A 17,152-nucleotide genomic window follows, 5' to 3' on the forward strand; every position below is an offset into this window, starting at 1 on the left:
CAGGCACCGCGACAGAGGGAGTCGAGCGACGGTGAGCGTGGACCTCGAACACGAGCCCATCCATGACCTCGCCCGCCGGGTCATCCGGCTGGCCGAGGAAACCCAGCACGCCGCTCAAGTGCTCGAACGCCGCCTGGATGCGCTGGAACGCCGCTCCGAAGCCGCCGGCAGGGCCGAACGCATTTTGAGCGTTGCTGCCGGCATGCGGACCCACCTCGGTCGAGACCGACTGTCCGTTGAAGATCTGTACGACCCGGACACCGGTCTTCCCGCGTGATCATCGACTCCAGCGCCATCATTGCCGTCATCAACGGTGAGCCAGAGGCCATCCCATTCGCTCACACCATCGCCGCAAACGTGTGTCGCATCTCGGCCGTCAACTACGTCGAAGCGGCCATTGTGGCGGACAACCGTGGTGAGGCCATGCGCAACGCCTTCGACACGCTCGTTGATGAGATGGGGCTCATCATCGAGCCGGTAACACCCCATCAGGCCAGGATCGCACGCCAGGCGTACCAGACCTACGGCAAGGGCAACAATTCCAAGGCCAAGCTCAACATGGGCGACTGCTTCGCCTACGCCCTCGCCAAAGACCTCGACCAGCCCCTGCTCTTCAAAGGCGAGGACTTCCCACACACCGACATCACTTCCGCACAGCCCTGACGGACGTCCGGCATTCTAAGAATCGAGCTTGAATGACGGAACTCCTTTTCGCCGCAGATCAAAGTCTCAGGTGATTCGTCCACGCCCCCTTGTACGAGCACCCGCCAAGCGCTGCCATGTGAAGCGCCTGCTTGACTCCATTAGAATCACAAAGGTGCGTAAACCAATGAGCCGAATTGGGCGACTCGGTTGAACTACGGGTGCAGTTGACGCCACTGAATGCAGCGTTGGCCGAGATCGCAGAGCTGTGAGGAGAAACGGCGAGGTACTTTTGCCGCTAACCACGTCCTCGGGCGAGCGCAGTACCGTGGGGTCCTGCCGGGGCTTCTTCATACCCCTCGATCGGCCGCAGGATGGCTTGCCGTATGCCGACTTGTCATCGCCCTCATCCGAGGAGAAGGATGGCGCTGTCCAAAGCGTTGTTCGTCAGCCACGGATGGAGGCCAGCGGAGAAGGACCTCTGGGTGTTACCCCTACCGTCGGTGTTGATCAAGGCTCAGTCAGGACGCGGGCTCGTCCTCCCAGGTCTTGACCACAGGTTCCATCAGCGATGTCCTCGGGCTTCGACTGCTCACGCGGCAACGCCTGCCGTTCCCCAGCTGTCGGCACAGGCATGCGACTGGCCATCGTCGCGATGATCACCGAGCGCACGGGGGCGCGTCGAGGTGACAAATTCCCCCGGCGACATTGTCTTCGCGGCGAGACTCCCTGCCGCCCCAGGGGGAACGCCCCTGCCTAATGAAGGCGACGATCCGGCTGGGACCGATTGTGAGATGCTCCCGTCAGCGGATCTGCGAGACGGTGAGGAGGCCATGGACGAGTCCCATCACCAGGCGGGGGCCAGATCATCAGCCGGTGGGGCGAGAGCTGCGCATGGCCTCACCTTCCAGGCTCAGGTTTTCGCCTGGTGTGCTGTGCGCGCCATCGTGGAGATGCCGCTGACCGACCTCGGGCTCGGCGCCGCCGTCCGGATTGAAACGGTGGGGTGTGAGACCGGGCTTCCCGTCGACGATGTGGGCGTCACCGTGTCCGGCGGCGGGTTCATCCTCATACAGGCGAAGGCCGGAATGAGACGGTTGGACGCACAGGCGGAAGATCTGGTGAAGGCCATTGACCAGATAGTGCGCGCCTTCGTCGAAGGTATCCACACGAGTTCGGACGTCCGCCCCGTCGACCTCTCACGAGACCGGCTCGTGATCGCAACGAACCATGACGGGAGTCGCGCCTTCGACCAGCTCGGCATTGTGCTCCTGCGCCTCCGTACACACCCGGCCGCCCTCCCTCTCTTGGCGGCAGCGCCGACGGTTTCCCAGCGCAGGGCGCTCGAAACCTTCGTCGAGGTCGTCGTAACGCGTTGGACGGCCATCGTCGGACGCAAGCCCTCCGATTCCGACTTGCGAGCGTTCCTCCGGTGTGCCGAGGTCATCCGGCTGGATCTCAAGCAGCCCGACGGGATCGACCTCTTCCGCAGCGAGCAGGCCCTGCACGCGGCTCTGGGTGATTCGCTCATCGACGACCCCTTCAACAAACTCGCCTGGCACGGCAACGAAGCAACGGCGGCCCAGCAGTGGTGGCGGCGGGAGGAGTTGGTTCAGGCCGTACTCCGCAAAGAGGTGGCGATGCAGCCCGCGGCCGGCTCGCGACGCAACCGCCTTCCTGCCCTCCCTCAGCCCTACGTGCGCCGAGGTGACCATGGTCTCCTCGGCCCTGGACCGACGGCGGAGCTTCTCTGCATCGCTGTCACAGGTGGCCCCGGCTTGGGAAAGACCACTCTCGCCATCGACATGGCCAACGAGGCTGCCCAGGACTTCCCCGACGGGCAGCTATTCGTCGACTTCCGAGGCTTCGGTCCGACCGCTCCCATGTCGTGTGCCGAGGCGGTCGAGGTGCTCCTGGAACAAATGGGCGAGGCTGACGCGGCCGCAGGCAAGAACCCGGAGGGCCGCCGACTGCACTACCTGGACACAGTCGCGGCGGGGCGGTTCGTCATCGTCATGGACAACGTCCGGGACAGCGAGAGCGTCCTCCACCTGCTCCCGCATCACGGGTCCTCCGCCATCATCGCCACCAGCCGCACCAGGTTGGGGACCCTCCTGCGAAGAAGCGATGTCACGCATCTCCACCTGACTCCACTACCAACCCACGAATCCTGGGATCTGCTGATCCGGCACATAGGAGCCGACCGAGCAGCCGCCGAGCCAGCCGCGATTGCCACCGTTCTGGCCGCCTGCGGCGGCAATCCTCTAGCCCTGGCAATCGCCGGATCCCACATCCGGCACCTGCCTGAGCTGTCACTGGACCAAATCGTGTCTGTTTTGACCGACGCCGACAGCCGACTGGACTTCCTCGACCTGCACGAGCCGAACTCCGCGCTCCGCACCGTCTTTTCCTGGACGTATCTCGCGCTTCCTGCCGAGCTGCGCGATTTCTTCGTCCTGGTCGGCTCGGCCCCGGGCCCTGACATCGACGCCTCAGGAGCTGCCGCGCTCGCCAGCCTAGAGGACACCCGAGCCGGGTTGGCCCTGCTACGTCGGTTACGCCATTTCCACCTGCTACAGGAGAATACGCACAACGGCTTCCAGATGCACGAACTCCTCCGTGACTACGCCCTCTCCCTCTGCCGCGGGGATCGACGTCTCCAGGACGTCCACGACCGTGCCTGCGAAAAGCTCATCGAGCACTACGCCGATCTGGCCGCCGCCACGGACCCCGATACCCGTCTCGCTAGCCAGGACTCGCCGCGCTTCCTCGCCGCCGTGCGATACGCCGAGGAACACGGCATGGGGAGCAAGGCCAGGACTATCGTGGACTCTCTCATCGAGAACATGTGGTACCACGGGCGATGGAACGACTGCACGACGATGTTGCGCTCGATCACGGACGACCCATCGAAGCCGGAAGATCCGGAGATCCGGTCCTACTTTCTCCGCCAGCTGGCCATCACCCTGCGCCGGCTGGGAGCACACGCCGAGAGCGTCGAGTACGGTCGGCAAGCCTTGGCCACGCTGGGGCCGGGACGATTGGCACGCGCGGAAGCCGACTGCCGCTACGTCCTGGCGGTCAGTCTTGCCTACGCGGAGGATCACGAGGCGGCCCTGGAGCAATACCACCTCGCCGCCGACGGATTCCGCAAAACTGGCGCCGAAAGCGGGCTTGCAGATGCCCTGAACGGCATCGGCTGGAGCCTGGCCATGCGGGGAGAACACCAGGAGGCCCTGATGTACTGCACGCGAGCCGCCGACCTACACGGCGAGCTGAACGCCCCCAACAGCCAGGCAGCCGATCTTGACAGCGTCGCTTGCATCTACCAGTTGCTCGGTGATCACAAGGCCGCGCTCGGCTATTTCGAGCAATGCCTTCGCCTGTACAGGGAGATCGGCTACCGCGCCAACGAGATCCGTACGCTGGACAGCATGGGCGACAGCGCGCTGGCGTCAGGCGACCCGAACAGCGCCGTCGAGCACTGGCTCCTCGCCATCGCCGTTCTTGAGGACATCGGTCACGGGGACACCGACCAGGTCCGCGAGATACGTGCTAAGGAGGCGGCGGCATTGTTCCAGAAGTAGCCATTGCTGGACAAGTAGAGGCGATATACTGGCCCAGTAGGTTCAGGTGGCCGAATGCTCCGCGGCTTGCCGCGGAAACTCTCAGAACCGGGAGACGCTATGGCGAAGAAAAAGCGGCCCACGAATCCGAAGCGGCCGAAGCGATAGCACGAAGACGGGCGGGCAGGCTTCCTCGCCCGTCATTCTTTCTCCGACTCGTATTTCCTTAGCAGCTCACGCACTTCCATTGCCCGCCTGTCCCGTCTGCCCAATTTGGACTCTAAAATCCGGAGCATGTCGCCAAGCTCGCCGACCGCCTCGCCCTTGCGCCCCGCGGCGCGGAGCCACTCCGCGTAGAGCCGCCAGGCCCGCTCAGCCCCTTTCCCCACATCGCCCTGCTCCCGCTTCGCCTCCTCCATCACATACTTGATAAGACGGAATGCCGCGTCACGGTCGCCCGAGTCCCAGAGCTCGCGTGCACGTCCCAGCTGCGCGTCTCCCACCGACATGGCGACCCCCGCCACGGCGACCATCGCCGGCCGGAGACTGTCGTCCGGTCGCGCGAGCGGAGCGAACGGCGTTCTGAACGGCAGCGTGACGTCGAACTCCACGTGATGACCGATACCCGGAGAACCGGTCACGGGGACATGCCTCCTCATCAGGGCCGATACCTCGCGAGCGCCGACGAGGCGCTCCGCCGGGTCCTTGGCCAGCAACCGATCGACCACTTCACCCAGGTCTCGCGGAACCGCCGGCCTCCGTTCGCACAAGGGCTGCGGGTCCTTGTACAGATGCGCGGCGTCGAGGTCCGTAGCTGTGGCCGCATGAAACACAGGTCCCCCCAGCAGCTCGTATACGACGATTCCCAGCGCGTAAAGATCGGCCGCCGCGCCTCCCGGGCTGGCTCCCTTCAGAACCTCTGGCGCCACGTATCCACTCGTTCCCGGGCTGGAGTACCTGCTCCTTGTGATCCTCGACTTCTCGGAGTCGACGATGAACGCCACGCCGAAGTCGATGATCTTGATCATTCCCGAGGGACTGACCATGAGGTTCGCCGGTTTGAGATCGCGGTGCACGACGTTCGCGTCATGCGCCACTGCGAGCGCCGAACACAGCTGCACAGCCAGACATGCTGCTTCCTCCGGTTCAAGGAAGCCGCCCCGCTCCTCCTGCAGTTCCTCGACGGTCTTGCCCTCGATGTACTGCATCGCAAGGTAGGGCATTTCCCCTCCCGAGGAGCCGCTCCAGACGCCCCGGTGGTGAACGGCCGGAATCGCCGGGTGATCGAGCGCAGCCGTCGCCAGGCCCTCCCGTTCGAATCGTCGGCGCAGGTCGTGGTAGTCCTCCGTTGAGATCACATCAGTCTCACCAATGACGGACTTCTCGATCATGAATTTGATCGCGACCTTCCGCTCGAAGTCCTCATCCCACGCGAGCCAGACGTCGCCCATCCCTCCGCGCCCCAGCCTGCGCTTGAGTTCGAAACGATCCTGGATTCTGTCCCCGACGTCCACCACACCTCCTGCGCGGCTGCCCAAGCAGCAGAAAAGCCTGTGACCGGTAACTTAATCGGCTCTTATGTACAGCAAAAGCTATGCTAACCTGTCGCCCCCGGAGGTCAGATGAGCCCGTCGAACCACGAGCACGACAATGCCGTCATCCGTGTCTACAGCAGCTCGGCCACGACTTCTCAGAAGAGTTGTCCGACCTACCTGGCGGCCAAAACCGACTACTCGGTGAAGCGGGTGGCAAGAAAAAAATTTTCGCGTCTCGCCAGTATGGCTTTCTCACCCTTCAATGCCGTTCTCGAACTCGTCGAAAACCACCAGGTATCGCTGGACGAAGCCTTCTCGCGCCTTCCCCTCCGCGGCGACGCGGCCCGTGACATCGCTGGCGAACTGATCCCCCCGCTACACGAGGGGCTGCTGACGTGGACACATAACGCGGTGCGCAACTACCTTCGCGCGTTCGAGGAGGACCATCACCTCCAGACCGCGACCGGCCTCTGGCCGGCCGGGCCCTGGGTACGGCAGTATCCATCCAGCGACGCCGTCGTCAACTCCCGTACCTGGGAGCTCTGCACGTGGGGACGCGGCTACGTCTATCGCCACGGAGGCGACACCATTCGCGAGCTCCGCGTCCCGGCCATGGGCAGGGCGGGCGCCAAGCGACGCGCCGACGCGGAGTTGGCCACCGCCGCCCATGTGCTGGCGACTGGATCGTGCGTCGACCGGGATGTCGTGGACAGGGAACCCGGCCCGTACCATGGTGGCAAGCCGTTTCCGCTCCTTCCCCTTACTTCTTCGTCCTCTGCTGCCGCGCTCCCGAGCCGGGTCCGCCTCGTGGAGATCGGATGCATAGACGGGCTAGCGCGGGTGCTCTACGACGATACGGCCGAAGCCGCCGAAGCCTTCTTCGTCTCGGAGGCCGCCGAAACGCTGAGTGCACTCCGCCGTCCGAGCACGGAGATCGCGGGACGAGACTGCCTTGACTGCAAAATCCGGTCGGAGTGTCGTCGGCTGCACAGCGCTCCTGGGTTCTTGGACATCCGTGACTCGTCTCGCCCAAGACGGATCTGGTCGGTAACGACCGGGAGATACTTCAGCGACTGTCCCGCCAAGGCACATTTCCGCGCACTGGGTCTCCCACCCGATGAGGAGTCCGAGAAGACTGCGTTCGTACGCCGGGGCGATGCCGTCCACGCGTGGCTGAAGCTGCTCCATGGCAGGAAACCCAGAAGGCCATGCGCTCCAGGCGACCTCCCAGAGAACCCTGATGTCTGGTCAGCGGGCGAGTGGACGTTGGAAGGAGAGCACGCGCGGCATGGAGCTGCGATGCTCGCGGCACACCTGGAGGTGTGCCCCTTTCTGGACACGGCACCCGACAGCGCTGCGTACCCCGAGCAGACGGTAACCGCCGATGACCGGCACGCGGATGTTCTCATCGTGGCGGACGCAGACCTCCTCTACCGGCGCGACGGTTCGTGGGTGTATCGCGAGCTGAAAACCACGGTAGGCGATTTCGTGGCCGATGGTGCCGACCTACTGACCTGGTACCCGCAGCTCGCGCTGGCTGTACTCCTGTTCAAGGCCGGGGCGATTCCCGCGGGCCCGGGCTCCGCCGTCGAGCTGGAACTACTCACACCGCTTGGACCCGATATCCGGGTGGTCGACCCCAACTCGACATCGGTTCAGGAACGGGCCAAAGATATAATTCACGGCCTCACTCGGAGCTGGCATTCGGACGAGGAATATCTCCCGACGCCCAGTGAGAAGGCCTGCAGCCGTTGCTCCTACCAGCGATGGTGCCCGGTCTCGCCGAGGCACAGACCGGACCGGAGCGCTCCATGACGGACCTCCCATACCCCTCGTCCGCGCTCACCGCCTTCGACCATGCCATAGGCGAGGCCTACAACGAGGCCGAGTCTCGGCGCATCATCGGCATGGTGGCCGCGACGGTGGCGCAGCTGGCGGACTGGCCGAAGGAGAAGGCTTTCAGCGTTCCTTATCCGCCGTTGGCCCAGTACGTGCTCGACCGTATCGCGCTCATCGGCGTGCTGAGGCATCCAGGTGGATATCACCTGACGCCCTACCGCGACCGCCTGAGCTGCCCCCGAACACTGGCCGATCTCATGGCCCTCTGCTGGAGCAGCCCCATAGACGCATGGCCGTTCCTCAACCTCCCCGACGACGAAGATTTGACCGGGCTACTCGTCGAGCTCGATCCGATCCGGCCGTCGGAGCTCTGCCTCAGGCTCTCCCTGGAGTTCGCTCACCCGGACGCAGCCGACAGAAGCCTAGAACGGCTCGCCCTGCTGGACGCTCGTGCACTCTACGAAGAGGCTGGCCACCCTGGTGGCTTCCCGAAGTTGCGCGAGTGGCTGATCGCCCATCCCGTCCTGTCCAGCCAGGAGATCGCGTTCCTGAAGCTAGAGCGAATCGGCGGCTTCCAGGTGACCGACGAGCTGATCGACATTCTCTACCTCCGTGTTCACGAGCGGTACTTCAGCTCCGCAGACGAGATAGCTGTCTGTGGCCACTGCGGCCTGGTCCTGGTGCCCATCAATGGCGGCTCCGGAGAGCGCTGGCAGTGCGAGACCACGAAGTGCCGTGGCCGACGCAACGTACTGATCGGCGACGTGCGTCACGTTGCCGAGAACCTCCACCACGCCGCCCGGCCGATCCGCGAGTTCGTCATCGCAGGCCCCCGGCTCCGTGCCCCGGAAGGCTCCAACCGCCAAGCCTCAAGTCCGCTCAGGGACGTCGAATGTTGAAAGACTCGCATGCGTAACCTTCGCGACCACCTCCGTGAGGCGTTGTCGGCCATACCTGCTGCGGAAGCCGCCGAATACGACGACCTCAGCAAGAGGCTCGACTACACCGTCGAGCTCGGGCTCCGTGTCATCGAACTGGTCAGCCCGCAACTCGCTCCCATCGACGGATGGCCCTTGTTCGGCGGGTATCCCTTCTCCCGCGCCCGAGGTCTTGTCGCGAGCCGCCCGGACGACAGGCTTCGCCAAATCCTGCGCGCGGCCCGATACCACTTGGAGTCCATGCACCGGCGGGAGGTCTGGCGTTCCGCCCTGCTGCGGTACCGGCACCTGCCCGAGCGGCACCGCGCGTACGATTTCGCAGAAAGTCTGGCCTGGCCGGCGGTTCAGAGACAACCATCGCTCGCAGCGCATCGCCTGAAGGTGTACGACGCCCTTCTGAGTTCTGCGCCACCCTTCAGCACGAGCAGGATCATTATCGCGGAACCGGGTCCGCATCTCTTCCATGGGCGCACCATTGGCGCTCAGCACATCGATATCCCTGAAAACCTTCCACCTCCGGTGAACTCCCGTCTCGCATTGGAGGCCCAGCACCCCCGAGAGCCCTTCAACCAACCCGTGGAATCGCTGCGGCAGACCGCCAAGAAGATGGCGAACCTCGACCAGCCGAATCAGGGCCAGTCCAAGGCGCTCACCGACTGGGAATCACGGTATCTCGGGATGGAGCTCTCCACGTTGGACGAGGTAAGCGGGCGCTTTGCCAAAGCGGATCGCCTGATCGTCAACGGCCTGCTCAACCTCATCGGGATTCCAGGAGTGGGCAAGAGCACGCTGCGCGACATCCTCGCCACACACGCCGTGGCCGAATTGGGACAGCGCGTCGTCCTCGTCGTCGGCGACGTCGCCGAGGCGCTCCGTGTGGCACAGGGATTCAACAAATTGCGTGAGGCCGCCGACCGAAAAATCAAGGAAGGCGACAAGGCGTACACCGGCTGGGACAGACTGCACGCGATCCCTCTCATTGGAACATCTACCCGCGACCAGCACACCAGACGGCTGCACCGGCGGCTCCGGCAGGTCTCTCCGCTGCCCCTCCTGCATCAGGATGCCGCGTTCGCCTACCTGAGCACCGCCTGCCCGCTCAGCGCGTTGCGGGGCGCGGAGGCGGACGGGCCGCTGCCGTATCTGGAGGCTCCATGCCAGAGGCTGATCCCGCTGGACCAAGCCTCCCTGGCGGGCGAAGTCGCCGCCGATCTCGGTGAGGAAAAGCGGAAGTCCCGGCGAGGATGTCCGATCTGGAGTCACTGTCCGAGGCATGATGCCGCACGAGGGCTCCGTGAGGCGACCATCTGGGTCGCTACTCCGGAGGCACTCACGGTCTCGTCAGTGCCCGTTCAGCAGAACCCTGAACGGATCCGCTACCTGGAGCTGGCCTGCAGGACCGCGGATCTGCTGATCGTCGATGAAGCCGACCAGGTCCAGATCAGATTGGATCACCTGTTTGCCCCGACCGCGACGTTGTACAAGCGGGGCGACGATTCCTGGCTGGACGAGATCAACCGGCACAATGTCGCCGAGTTGGCACGCGAAGGCCGCATACAACTCTCCAACGAGATGGTCCAGCAATGGACCGCCGCGCTGGACACTGTATCGACCGCGGCCAATCGCATCTACGCCATGATCGTGAGTGACGACGAACTTCGCGAGTGGCTGGGGTCGGATCTCTTCACCGTCTGGTCGCTCCAGCTTGAGCTCGTGGGCCAGTGGCCCGCGACCCGGCTGCCCGACCGGATTCCGTCAGCAGCCGAGTGGGCGAACCCTAAGCACGAGACGAGGCAGGAGGCGAGCGCGAAGCTGCTGGCCTACCTGAGCCAGGACCCTGGCGTCGCTCAGGAGTCCCGCGACAAGCGACGCGAAGCAATCCTGAAGGTACTCGATGGCTTCCGTGATGATCCCGTTGGGGACAATGACGAGGCCGAACTCTCCGACGACGCGCCGGCCAGGGAAACGCTCCAGCTCGCGGAGCTCGCTCGACGTCTGATCACCAGCAGGCCGGGCAGCCCGAGAGTGGCCGAGGAGCTTAAAACCCTTCTGGCCCAACTCGCAGGCTTGCGTGACCCTTATGAGCTCTCCGGTATGGATCTGAACGCTGAGGTGAGGGAAAACGTCAAGGAGGAGCTCCGTCGGGAACGCCGCAGGTTCGAGTTCACGCTACTCGTGGCGATCCTGCATGACCGGCTGAACCTACTGACGACGCTCTGGCCGAGAGTGGAGATCGCGCTCAATCTCGATCCCTCCGCCAACGCGCTCTACCACAGCTCCCCGACCGACTACGCTCCGGTGATCCCCGAGTCCCCTATGGGCAACATCCTGGCGTTCCAGTTCGTCCCCGACGCCAGGGACGTCTACGCCAAGACGGGCGAGCTGAGGTTCATCCGGTGTACGGGGGTGGGCCGCGAACTTCTGTCCGTCCTTCCTACTCTGCACGACGTGGACGGCAGCCATGGGCCCAACGTAGTGCTGATGTCCGGAACGAGCTGGGCAGGCGCATCCACCCGCTATCACCTCTCCGAGCCGGTGAAAGCGGTGCTGCATGCCAAGGCACGCGTAGAGGAGCCGGGGAAGCTCTCCATCCCGAAGATCTCCATGTTCACGTCCTTCGTCTATGACGCCGTCGAGAACGCCTCACCACGGGACCCCATGAGACCTCTGCAGCTCTCCGGCACGTCGTTCAATCGGAACGACGTGTTGTGGAAGATGCTTCGCGGCCTCGCCGATCCAGATCCGGCGGACCAAGGGGGGCGTTCCAGGTTCACGCAAGAACTTGGAAAGCTACCGCCCAGCCGTCAGCATCTACTCGTACTCACCGGCAGCTACAAAGACGCCAAAGAAGCGGGCCGGGCTCTCCAAAGCTGCCGAGAGTGGAGGGATAGAATCTGCGTCCTCATTTCAGATGACGAAGAAGCCTCCGACGTCTTGTGCCACGACCAGGACAGCAGCCGAGACGCTCCCACGCTCCGTCGCGGCGACCTCGCCACCTTCGGCGCGACCAAGTACACCATCCTTGTCGCACCGCTCCAGTCGGTCGAACGCGGACACAACATTCTAAATGATCAGGAGAAGGCGCTCTTCGGATCGGTTTACTTCCTGGCCCGTCCCCTCCCTACGCCTAGCGACGTCAGCGTGCTCATCCACGCGCTCAACGACCTGACCGTCCGCCGTACCCGTCCCGGCAGCACCTTCGACCAAGTCGTCCAGAGCGCAATGTCGCTGGACGCCGCCGGCCTGGAATGGCGGAAGCAGGCGCGCAGGGAGCTGCACTGGCTTGCCAACCGGGAGCTGATGTGGAAGCGACTGAGCGACGCCGACCGCGAGTACCTCACGTGGGACCTGCTCGTAGTGATGTGGCAGGTGATCGGCCGGTTGACCCGGGGCGGCGTGGGTGCTCGTGTCCACTTCGTGGACGCGGCCTTCGCTCCGCAGCGCGCCGCCGGACTTCGCAGGGATAACCCGCGCTCCAGTCTTCTGGTAAGCATGCGGGACGTCCTAGCCCCGTACTTCGGGGACGCGCCGGAGTGGCAACGCCGTCCCGCTCCTCCGCACCGGCTTCCCGCCACCGAAGCGAACATCTATCTCGCGGACGCCCTCTACCGGCCGCTCTACGACGGACTGAAAAAGCTTCTGCTGCGGTCTCCTGAGGCTGTCCCCCTCCATGGCGACGAGAGGAGGTGGCGATGACGTACGAATCGATCACCCTGACCGCCTACCAGCCCTCAGAGAACTCACTACTCAAGCCCTTCCAGGTCCTGCATGTCCCGAAAGAGCTACGGGGGGCGTTCGCGGAGGCCCACCGGTCAGGGCTCGCCGACACTCCTGAAGATCAGGTCAAGACCTTTCCCATAAGGTCGCTCAATGCGCTCCTTCCTCTGGCCGCACCGGATGTGATCTCGGTGGGCCGGCGGGTCTCCATGGAAGACGATGTCCCTTGGCTCTACGCGCATCACCCCGTGGACGACCGGATCGTCCGAGGGCTGCTGGGAGTCTGGCTCCTGGGCATGCGCGGGGAGGAGGACCTCCGTGAACACGCCTACGGCCTACTCATGAGGACCGCTCTGCCATGGCGGACCAAGTTCACCGATCTGGCCGGGCGCACTTTGAGTGATGGGGAGACCGCCCAGCCCGAGCCACCCTTGTATCACCTGCTTCCCGACTACCTGGCCCGCCTCATCCGGCGACGTGGCGAGTTCAGGGGAGCAGGCGGACGTCCCTGGTCATTTCTCGAGACCCCGACCATCGACCGGCGAGCGGAACTCGTTTCCTGGCCCCCGCGTGGCGATCTGTCGGAAACTCCAGGGGCGCTGTTCTCCTACGTCATTACCATCACGGTGCAGACCGTGCCGTTCACCTCACAGTTCCGGCTACACGTGCGAACGGGCGTCCGGCGCTGGGTGACCGAAGTGAACGCCCAGGGAACTGTCTACACAGCAGGCCGGTCGGCGTCCGTGCATGTGATCACCGACACGCAGTGGCCCGGAGTATCGGGAGACAGCACCCGGATCGCGATCCACCGGCTTCGCTACGACTCCAGGAGAGCCGAGCACACGTGGCGGGCCATCGACAGGCCCGACCTGCTCCCAGCAGCCAGCTTGGTGCGCTCCGCGGTGGACGCAGCGGATCTCGGCAGGAACCCCAGGAAATACCTGGACGGACTCGCGGGAATCAGGGCAGGTATTCCGCACCATACAACCATGGGAACCCACGGCGTGGGCGCCGGGCTCATGTCCGCGGACAGAGTGCCGCTCATGGCGTGGATCGATGAGGCAATCTCCCCTGAGTTCACCCGTACGCCCGCTTGCCGTCGCGCTCCTTGGCCCACCAAGCCATCCAACGCCCCGAAGAAGATCCTCGCGCCCAGGAAGGCAGCCGAGGCCGATCGCGTGCGGATCCTGGAGCACAAGAAGGCAGAGCAGGCGGCCAGGGAGTCCGTCGAACGACGTCGACTGCTCCGGGATGCACTCGGGGGTGCGCCACTGGTCGCCCGCGTCCATTGGCAGGAAGAAGCGACTCGCGACGCCCTGATCACGTCTCTAAGCAGCTTGCTCGACCTACCCACTCCAGACAGCGCGGACGAGACCCACACTTGGCGAACACCTGAGCTCGACGTGATCCTGCAAGTACGGTCCACCGGGGACATCGGCGCCGCGCTGGAGGTCAGCGCCACCAAGACACCCAGCAATAAACAGTTGGGCGAGGCTATCGCCAAGCGGCGGAGCGAGATCGCGGACGCCATAAACGACGAGAAGGGACCCAGGCCGCTAGTCGCGCTGGTAGAGATCGAGAAGGACTTCAAGATCAAGCGTTCTGACTCGAAGTTCGCCGTCCGGCTGGGCTATGCCGATGCCGAAGTGATTACGCAGTTTCTCCAAACCGCCGTAGACAAGGCTCTGATAAAGAACCGTCCCCACCGCGCGAAGATGGCGTGGATCGACGCGTTTCGACAGCTCGGAGCCTCACGCGTTCCGCGGCACACTTTCGTGGACACATTCCCAGGGGATCTGCAGTACGTCGCCGTATGGATGGCGAAACGCAGGAAGGACGGCCCCACCCGCCAGGCCATCCGGCAGCTGCTCGCCATCAGGGTGCGTCCGGCGGATGGCGTACGCGGAGTGTCGGGTTGGATCGCGGACGAACGCCGCTGGGCACCCTATCCCGAGTATCTGCTATGGCTGGCCAAAGGCGTCGACTCCCACGCCTCTGCAGACGAGATCGCGGCCGACGACGAAGCTGCCGAAGACGGTACCCAGAGCTCCTTCTCTCAGTGGGACAAAGAGCAGAAGAACTTGCGGAGGAGGACGGCAGCCTTTCTCCGGCCGCTACTGGCGCAGCTGCGCGATCGGCCGACGCTCTTCATGGTGCATGCGCAGAACCTCCGTGGGGGTTGGCCATGGCTGAACAACGGCATGGTCATGCGGGATCACATCTGGGTCGACGACGGTGACCCCGTACCCGTCGCCCTTTGGGGGAACCGGCTGCGTCTCCTGCGCGTGAGGGACAGCAGCCGCGACGAAACTCCTCAGTGGTACGCCACGGACGGCAACCACGGGATCCCAGCCGGCCTCTGGCCCCTCACCGAGGCACAGGGCGAACGGGTCTTCTACAGCTCCACAGATAGACCCGGCACCGCGAAGAAGGCATCCATCAAGGCACGGAAGGAGGGTGTGCGGACTGACCGGACGGGCAAGGAAGTCCGGGATACCGACAAGAACGCCTTCAACCCCAATCTGCTGGAGATCGCGGTCCTCGCCTACCAACGCGGAGAAGAGCCCGGCGAGTGGGCCGCCTGTGTCCACCAGTTGCGCCACGCACCCGACATCGACGCACCCCTGGCCCTTCCCTTCCCTCTTCACCTAGCGAAGAAGGCCGTGGAGTATGTGCTTCCCAACCCCAAGGACGATGCGTGACCGCAGCGCAGACCGAGGAGGAGATCCCAAGGGACGTTTGCTGTCGGCGTCGCGGTGCCCGTAGGACTTCGCGTGACGACGGTTAGGGGGCACGCCTGGGTTCGTCCTCGAGCTTCACGCCCCCGTCTTCGGTCGTGGACCAAGTACCAGCTGTCGCGCGGAGATGAAGGAAGGGCAAAATGAGAACGGTTTAGGAACCGCGCCCGCCCTGACGTTGCTCGTCGGATGCTCTTCAGCATGTAGTACGGCGCACCACTAGCCGTCATTCTCGGACATCTCAGAGATGGCACCAATGGCCGAAGCGGCACAACCGATCATAAAACGACAGAGCCTGGCATGAGGACTGTCGACTTTTAATCCGTAGGTTCCGGGTTCGAGCCCCGGGCGCCCTACCACCTCACACCCCATCCGACCTGCACTTTCTCGGTTCCCGACCGTCTCCTGCGAGGCGAAGATGGCCGAGTTCATGCTCGTCACATGCTCTTCGGCACGCATCCGGCACATCGGCGGACCGGCAGCGAGGGTGAAATGCGCCGTTTGCGCTGCCGGGTATCGGCCACCTTTGGTCGAACCGTAAAGCCAGACCCGCACGACCTCCAAGAGAAGTGCTGGATGGAAGCGTTGGCGGGCGGGACACGCCCGACTTGATCGGGGTCCCGGTAGCAATCGCGGAAAAAACAACGAACCCGTCTCTGACCTGCGTCGCAGCCAAGCAGTTGTGGGGGGTGGTCGGTCCAACTACGGTTGCGTCGTCGGCATCGTCGGCCTGTCGCACACCGGCCGGCGGGTGGCACACCTGCTGCGGTCCTTCGACCTCACCGTGCTCGCGAGCGACCCCTACGCCACCGAGGCGGACGCCCAGGCCCTCGGCACGACCCTCGTTCCGCTGCCCGACCTGCTGCGCCGCAGCGACATCGTGACCCTGCACGCGCCGTCGCTGCCCGAGACCCGGAACCTGCTGAACGCCGACCGCCTCGCGCTGCTTCCCGACCACGCCACGGTCATCAACACCGCCCGAGGCAGCCTGATCGACACCGGCGCGCTCACCGCCGAATGCGTGAGCGGGTGGCTCAGCGCGATCCTCGACGTCACCGACCCCGAACCGCTGCCGGTCGACTCACCGCTGTTCGGGCTGCCCAACGTGCAGCTCACGCCGCACATCGCCGGCGCCATGGGCACGGAGGTCCATCGCCTTGCCGAGGCCGCCCTCGACGAACTCGAGCGGTACGCCAAGGGGCTGCCTCCGGCGTACCCGATCCATATGCGCGACCTCGCCCGCATCGCATAACGCGCCCCGCAGCCGGACGAAGATCTCCGGTGGCAGAATCTCCAGGATGACAATCCCCGACACCGTCGGTCATATATGGCGCACCAGTGTCCTGTTGCAGAGCACTCGATGGACGGTACGGCACCTGGCCCGCCTGGCGGGGCCCGCCCTCATCGCGTCGTTACCGGCGGCCATCGTGGTGTACCTGGCGGCCATGCCGCTGGTCGGGGATGCGGGCGGCCTGGTCAACGGGCAGTTCGCGCTGCTGTCCGCGCTCCCTGGACCGTTGGTGGGCTGGACGGTCGCGATGGGGGTCGTCTCGATGCTCGCCACCCCGTGGTGCTGCCCGCGACTGTGCTGATGGCGGCGGGGCTGATGCTCGACCGCTCCGTGTCGCCGTCCGCCGCGCTGCGGACCGCGCTGCGGCGCGCGCCCGCCATGCTCGCGGCCGGTGCGATCATGCTGCTCGGGTGGGTGGCGATCGTGGCCGCTGGGCTCGGCGTGGCGTGGGCGACCGCTCAGTCCTGGCTGTCGATCTTCGTCATGGTGGGGCTCGCGGTGCTCGCGGCGCCGTTCCTGCTGGCCGTGCCGGCCGTGATCCTGGAAGGGCGTTCGGGATGGCGGGCGCTCGGCCGCGGCTACCGCCTGGCCGACGATCGGCTGGCGCACGCCGGGGTCGCGCTGCTCGTGGGCGTGCTGGGGGTGCCCGCGCTGACCTGGCAGGGGCTGGTCCGGCTCATGCCGCTGTTGCCCGACTCGATCGCGGCGGCCGTCACAGGTGTGGGGTACGGCCTGGTGGGCGTGCTGGCCACTGTCTTCCAGGCGGTCGTGCTGGCCAGGATGTTCTTGTCCCTGCCGTACGAGAGCGGGGGGAAGAGGGTGTCCGAGGAGGTCCTGCGCCTGCTCCCCGACGGACCGCCCGTTCCCGCCAGGCCCGTCCGGGTGG

General features: G+C 65.0%; 11 protein-coding genes. 10 read left to right on the forward strand and 1 reads right to left on the reverse strand.

Annotated elements, in window-relative coordinates; translation table 11 throughout:
• The first annotated feature begins 31 nt into the window (after positions 1–31).
• The 3 genes from ACWEPL_RS54040 to ACWEPL_RS54050 all read left to right on the forward strand — a co-directional run bounded on the left by ACWEPL_RS54040 (position 32) and on the right by ACWEPL_RS54050 (position 4,229).
• Positions 32–277 (forward strand): hypothetical protein, encoded by a 246-nt coding sequence (locus ACWEPL_RS54040; protein ID WP_020547380.1) that lies wholly within the window; start codon positions 32–34, stop codon positions 275–277.
• Entirely contained in the window at positions 274–663 is a 390-nt protein-coding gene (locus tag ACWEPL_RS54045; RefSeq protein ID WP_285777615.1) for a type II toxin-antitoxin system VapC family toxin, read from the forward strand. The genes ACWEPL_RS54040 and ACWEPL_RS54045 overlap by 4 nt, the downstream gene beginning before the upstream one ends.
• Positions 664–1,475: 812 nt before the next feature.
• Positions 1,476–4,229: a tetratricopeptide repeat protein gene (locus ACWEPL_RS54050; RefSeq protein ID WP_452441143.1), complete on the forward strand. Its 2,754-nt coding sequence runs from the start codon at positions 1,476–1,478 to the stop codon at positions 4,227–4,229.
• Between the two features lie 179 nt (positions 4,230–4,408).
• On the opposite strand, the gene ACWEPL_RS54055 is transcribed toward ACWEPL_RS54050, so the two are convergent.
• The gene (locus tag ACWEPL_RS54055) at positions 4,409–5,722 is read right to left on the reverse strand and encodes a serine/threonine-protein kinase (protein WP_452441145.1); all 1,314 of its coding nucleotides are present in this window, start codon (positions 5,720–5,722) and stop codon (positions 4,409–4,411) included.
• 108 nt (positions 5,723–5,830) lie between these two features.
• On the opposite strand from ACWEPL_RS54055, the gene ACWEPL_RS54060 reads away from it, so the two are divergent.
• The 7 genes from ACWEPL_RS54060 to ACWEPL_RS54090 form a co-directional block, all read left to right on the forward strand.
• Complete coding sequence (locus ACWEPL_RS54060) at positions 5,831–7,558, forward strand: PD-(D/E)XK nuclease family protein (RefSeq protein WP_452441147.1); 1,728 nt, start codon at positions 5,831–5,833, stop codon at positions 7,556–7,558.
• Complete coding sequence (locus tag ACWEPL_RS54065) at positions 7,555–8,481, forward strand: pPIWI_RE_Y domain-containing protein (protein WP_452441149.1); 927 nt, start codon at positions 7,555–7,557, stop codon at positions 8,479–8,481. The genes ACWEPL_RS54060 and ACWEPL_RS54065 overlap by 4 nt, the downstream gene beginning before the upstream one ends.
• Positions 8,482–8,490: 9 nt before the next feature.
• A complete protein-coding gene (locus ACWEPL_RS54070) occupies positions 8,491–12,216 on the forward strand; it encodes a pPIWI_RE_Z domain-containing protein (protein ID WP_452441150.1) in 3,726 nt (1,241 codons plus the stop codon).
• Positions 12,213–14,939 (forward strand): pPIWI_RE module domain-containing protein, encoded by a 2,727-nt coding sequence (locus ACWEPL_RS54075; RefSeq protein WP_452441151.1) that lies wholly within the window; start codon positions 12,213–12,215, stop codon positions 14,937–14,939. Before ACWEPL_RS54070 ends, ACWEPL_RS54075 begins: the two co-directional genes overlap by 4 nt.
• A gap of 718 nt (positions 14,940–15,657) precedes the next feature.
• The gene (locus tag ACWEPL_RS54080; protein WP_452441152.1) at positions 15,658–16,227 is read left to right on the forward strand and encodes an NAD(P)-dependent oxidoreductase; all 570 of its coding nucleotides are present in this window, start codon (positions 15,658–15,660) and stop codon (positions 16,225–16,227) included.
• A 46-nt stretch (positions 16,228–16,273) separates the two neighbouring features.
• Positions 16,274–16,567: a hypothetical protein gene (locus ACWEPL_RS54085; protein ID WP_452441154.1), complete on the forward strand. Its 294-nt coding sequence runs from the start codon at positions 16,274–16,276 to the stop codon at positions 16,565–16,567.
• The coding region (locus ACWEPL_RS54090) for a hypothetical protein (protein ID WP_452441155.1) at positions 16,546–17,152 on the forward strand (607 nt) is incomplete at its 3' end. The genes ACWEPL_RS54085 and ACWEPL_RS54090, both read left to right, overlap by 22 nt.

This window comes from Nonomuraea sp. NPDC004186 (genome assembly GCF_053603495.1).

Coding starts and splice junctions, on each gene's coding strand:
- ACWEPL_RS54050 (WP_452441143.1), top strand. CDS start 1,476: ATGGACGAGTCCCATCACCAGGCGGGGGCCAGATCATCAGCCGGTGGG.
- ACWEPL_RS54060 (WP_452441147.1), top strand. CDS start 5,831: ATGAGCCCGTCGAACCACGAGCACGACAATGCCGTCATCCGTGTCTAC.
- ACWEPL_RS54065 (WP_452441149.1), top strand. CDS start 7,555: ATGACGGACCTCCCATACCCCTCGTCCGCGCTCACCGCCTTCGACCAT.
- ACWEPL_RS54070 (WP_452441150.1), top strand. CDS start 8,491: ATGCGTAACCTTCGCGACCACCTCCGTGAGGCGTTGTCGGCCATACCT.
- ACWEPL_RS54075 (WP_452441151.1), top strand. CDS start 12,213: ATGACGTACGAATCGATCACCCTGACCGCCTACCAGCCCTCAGAGAAC.
- ACWEPL_RS54085 (WP_452441154.1), top strand. CDS start 16,274: ATGACAATCCCCGACACCGTCGGTCATATATGGCGCACCAGTGTCCTG.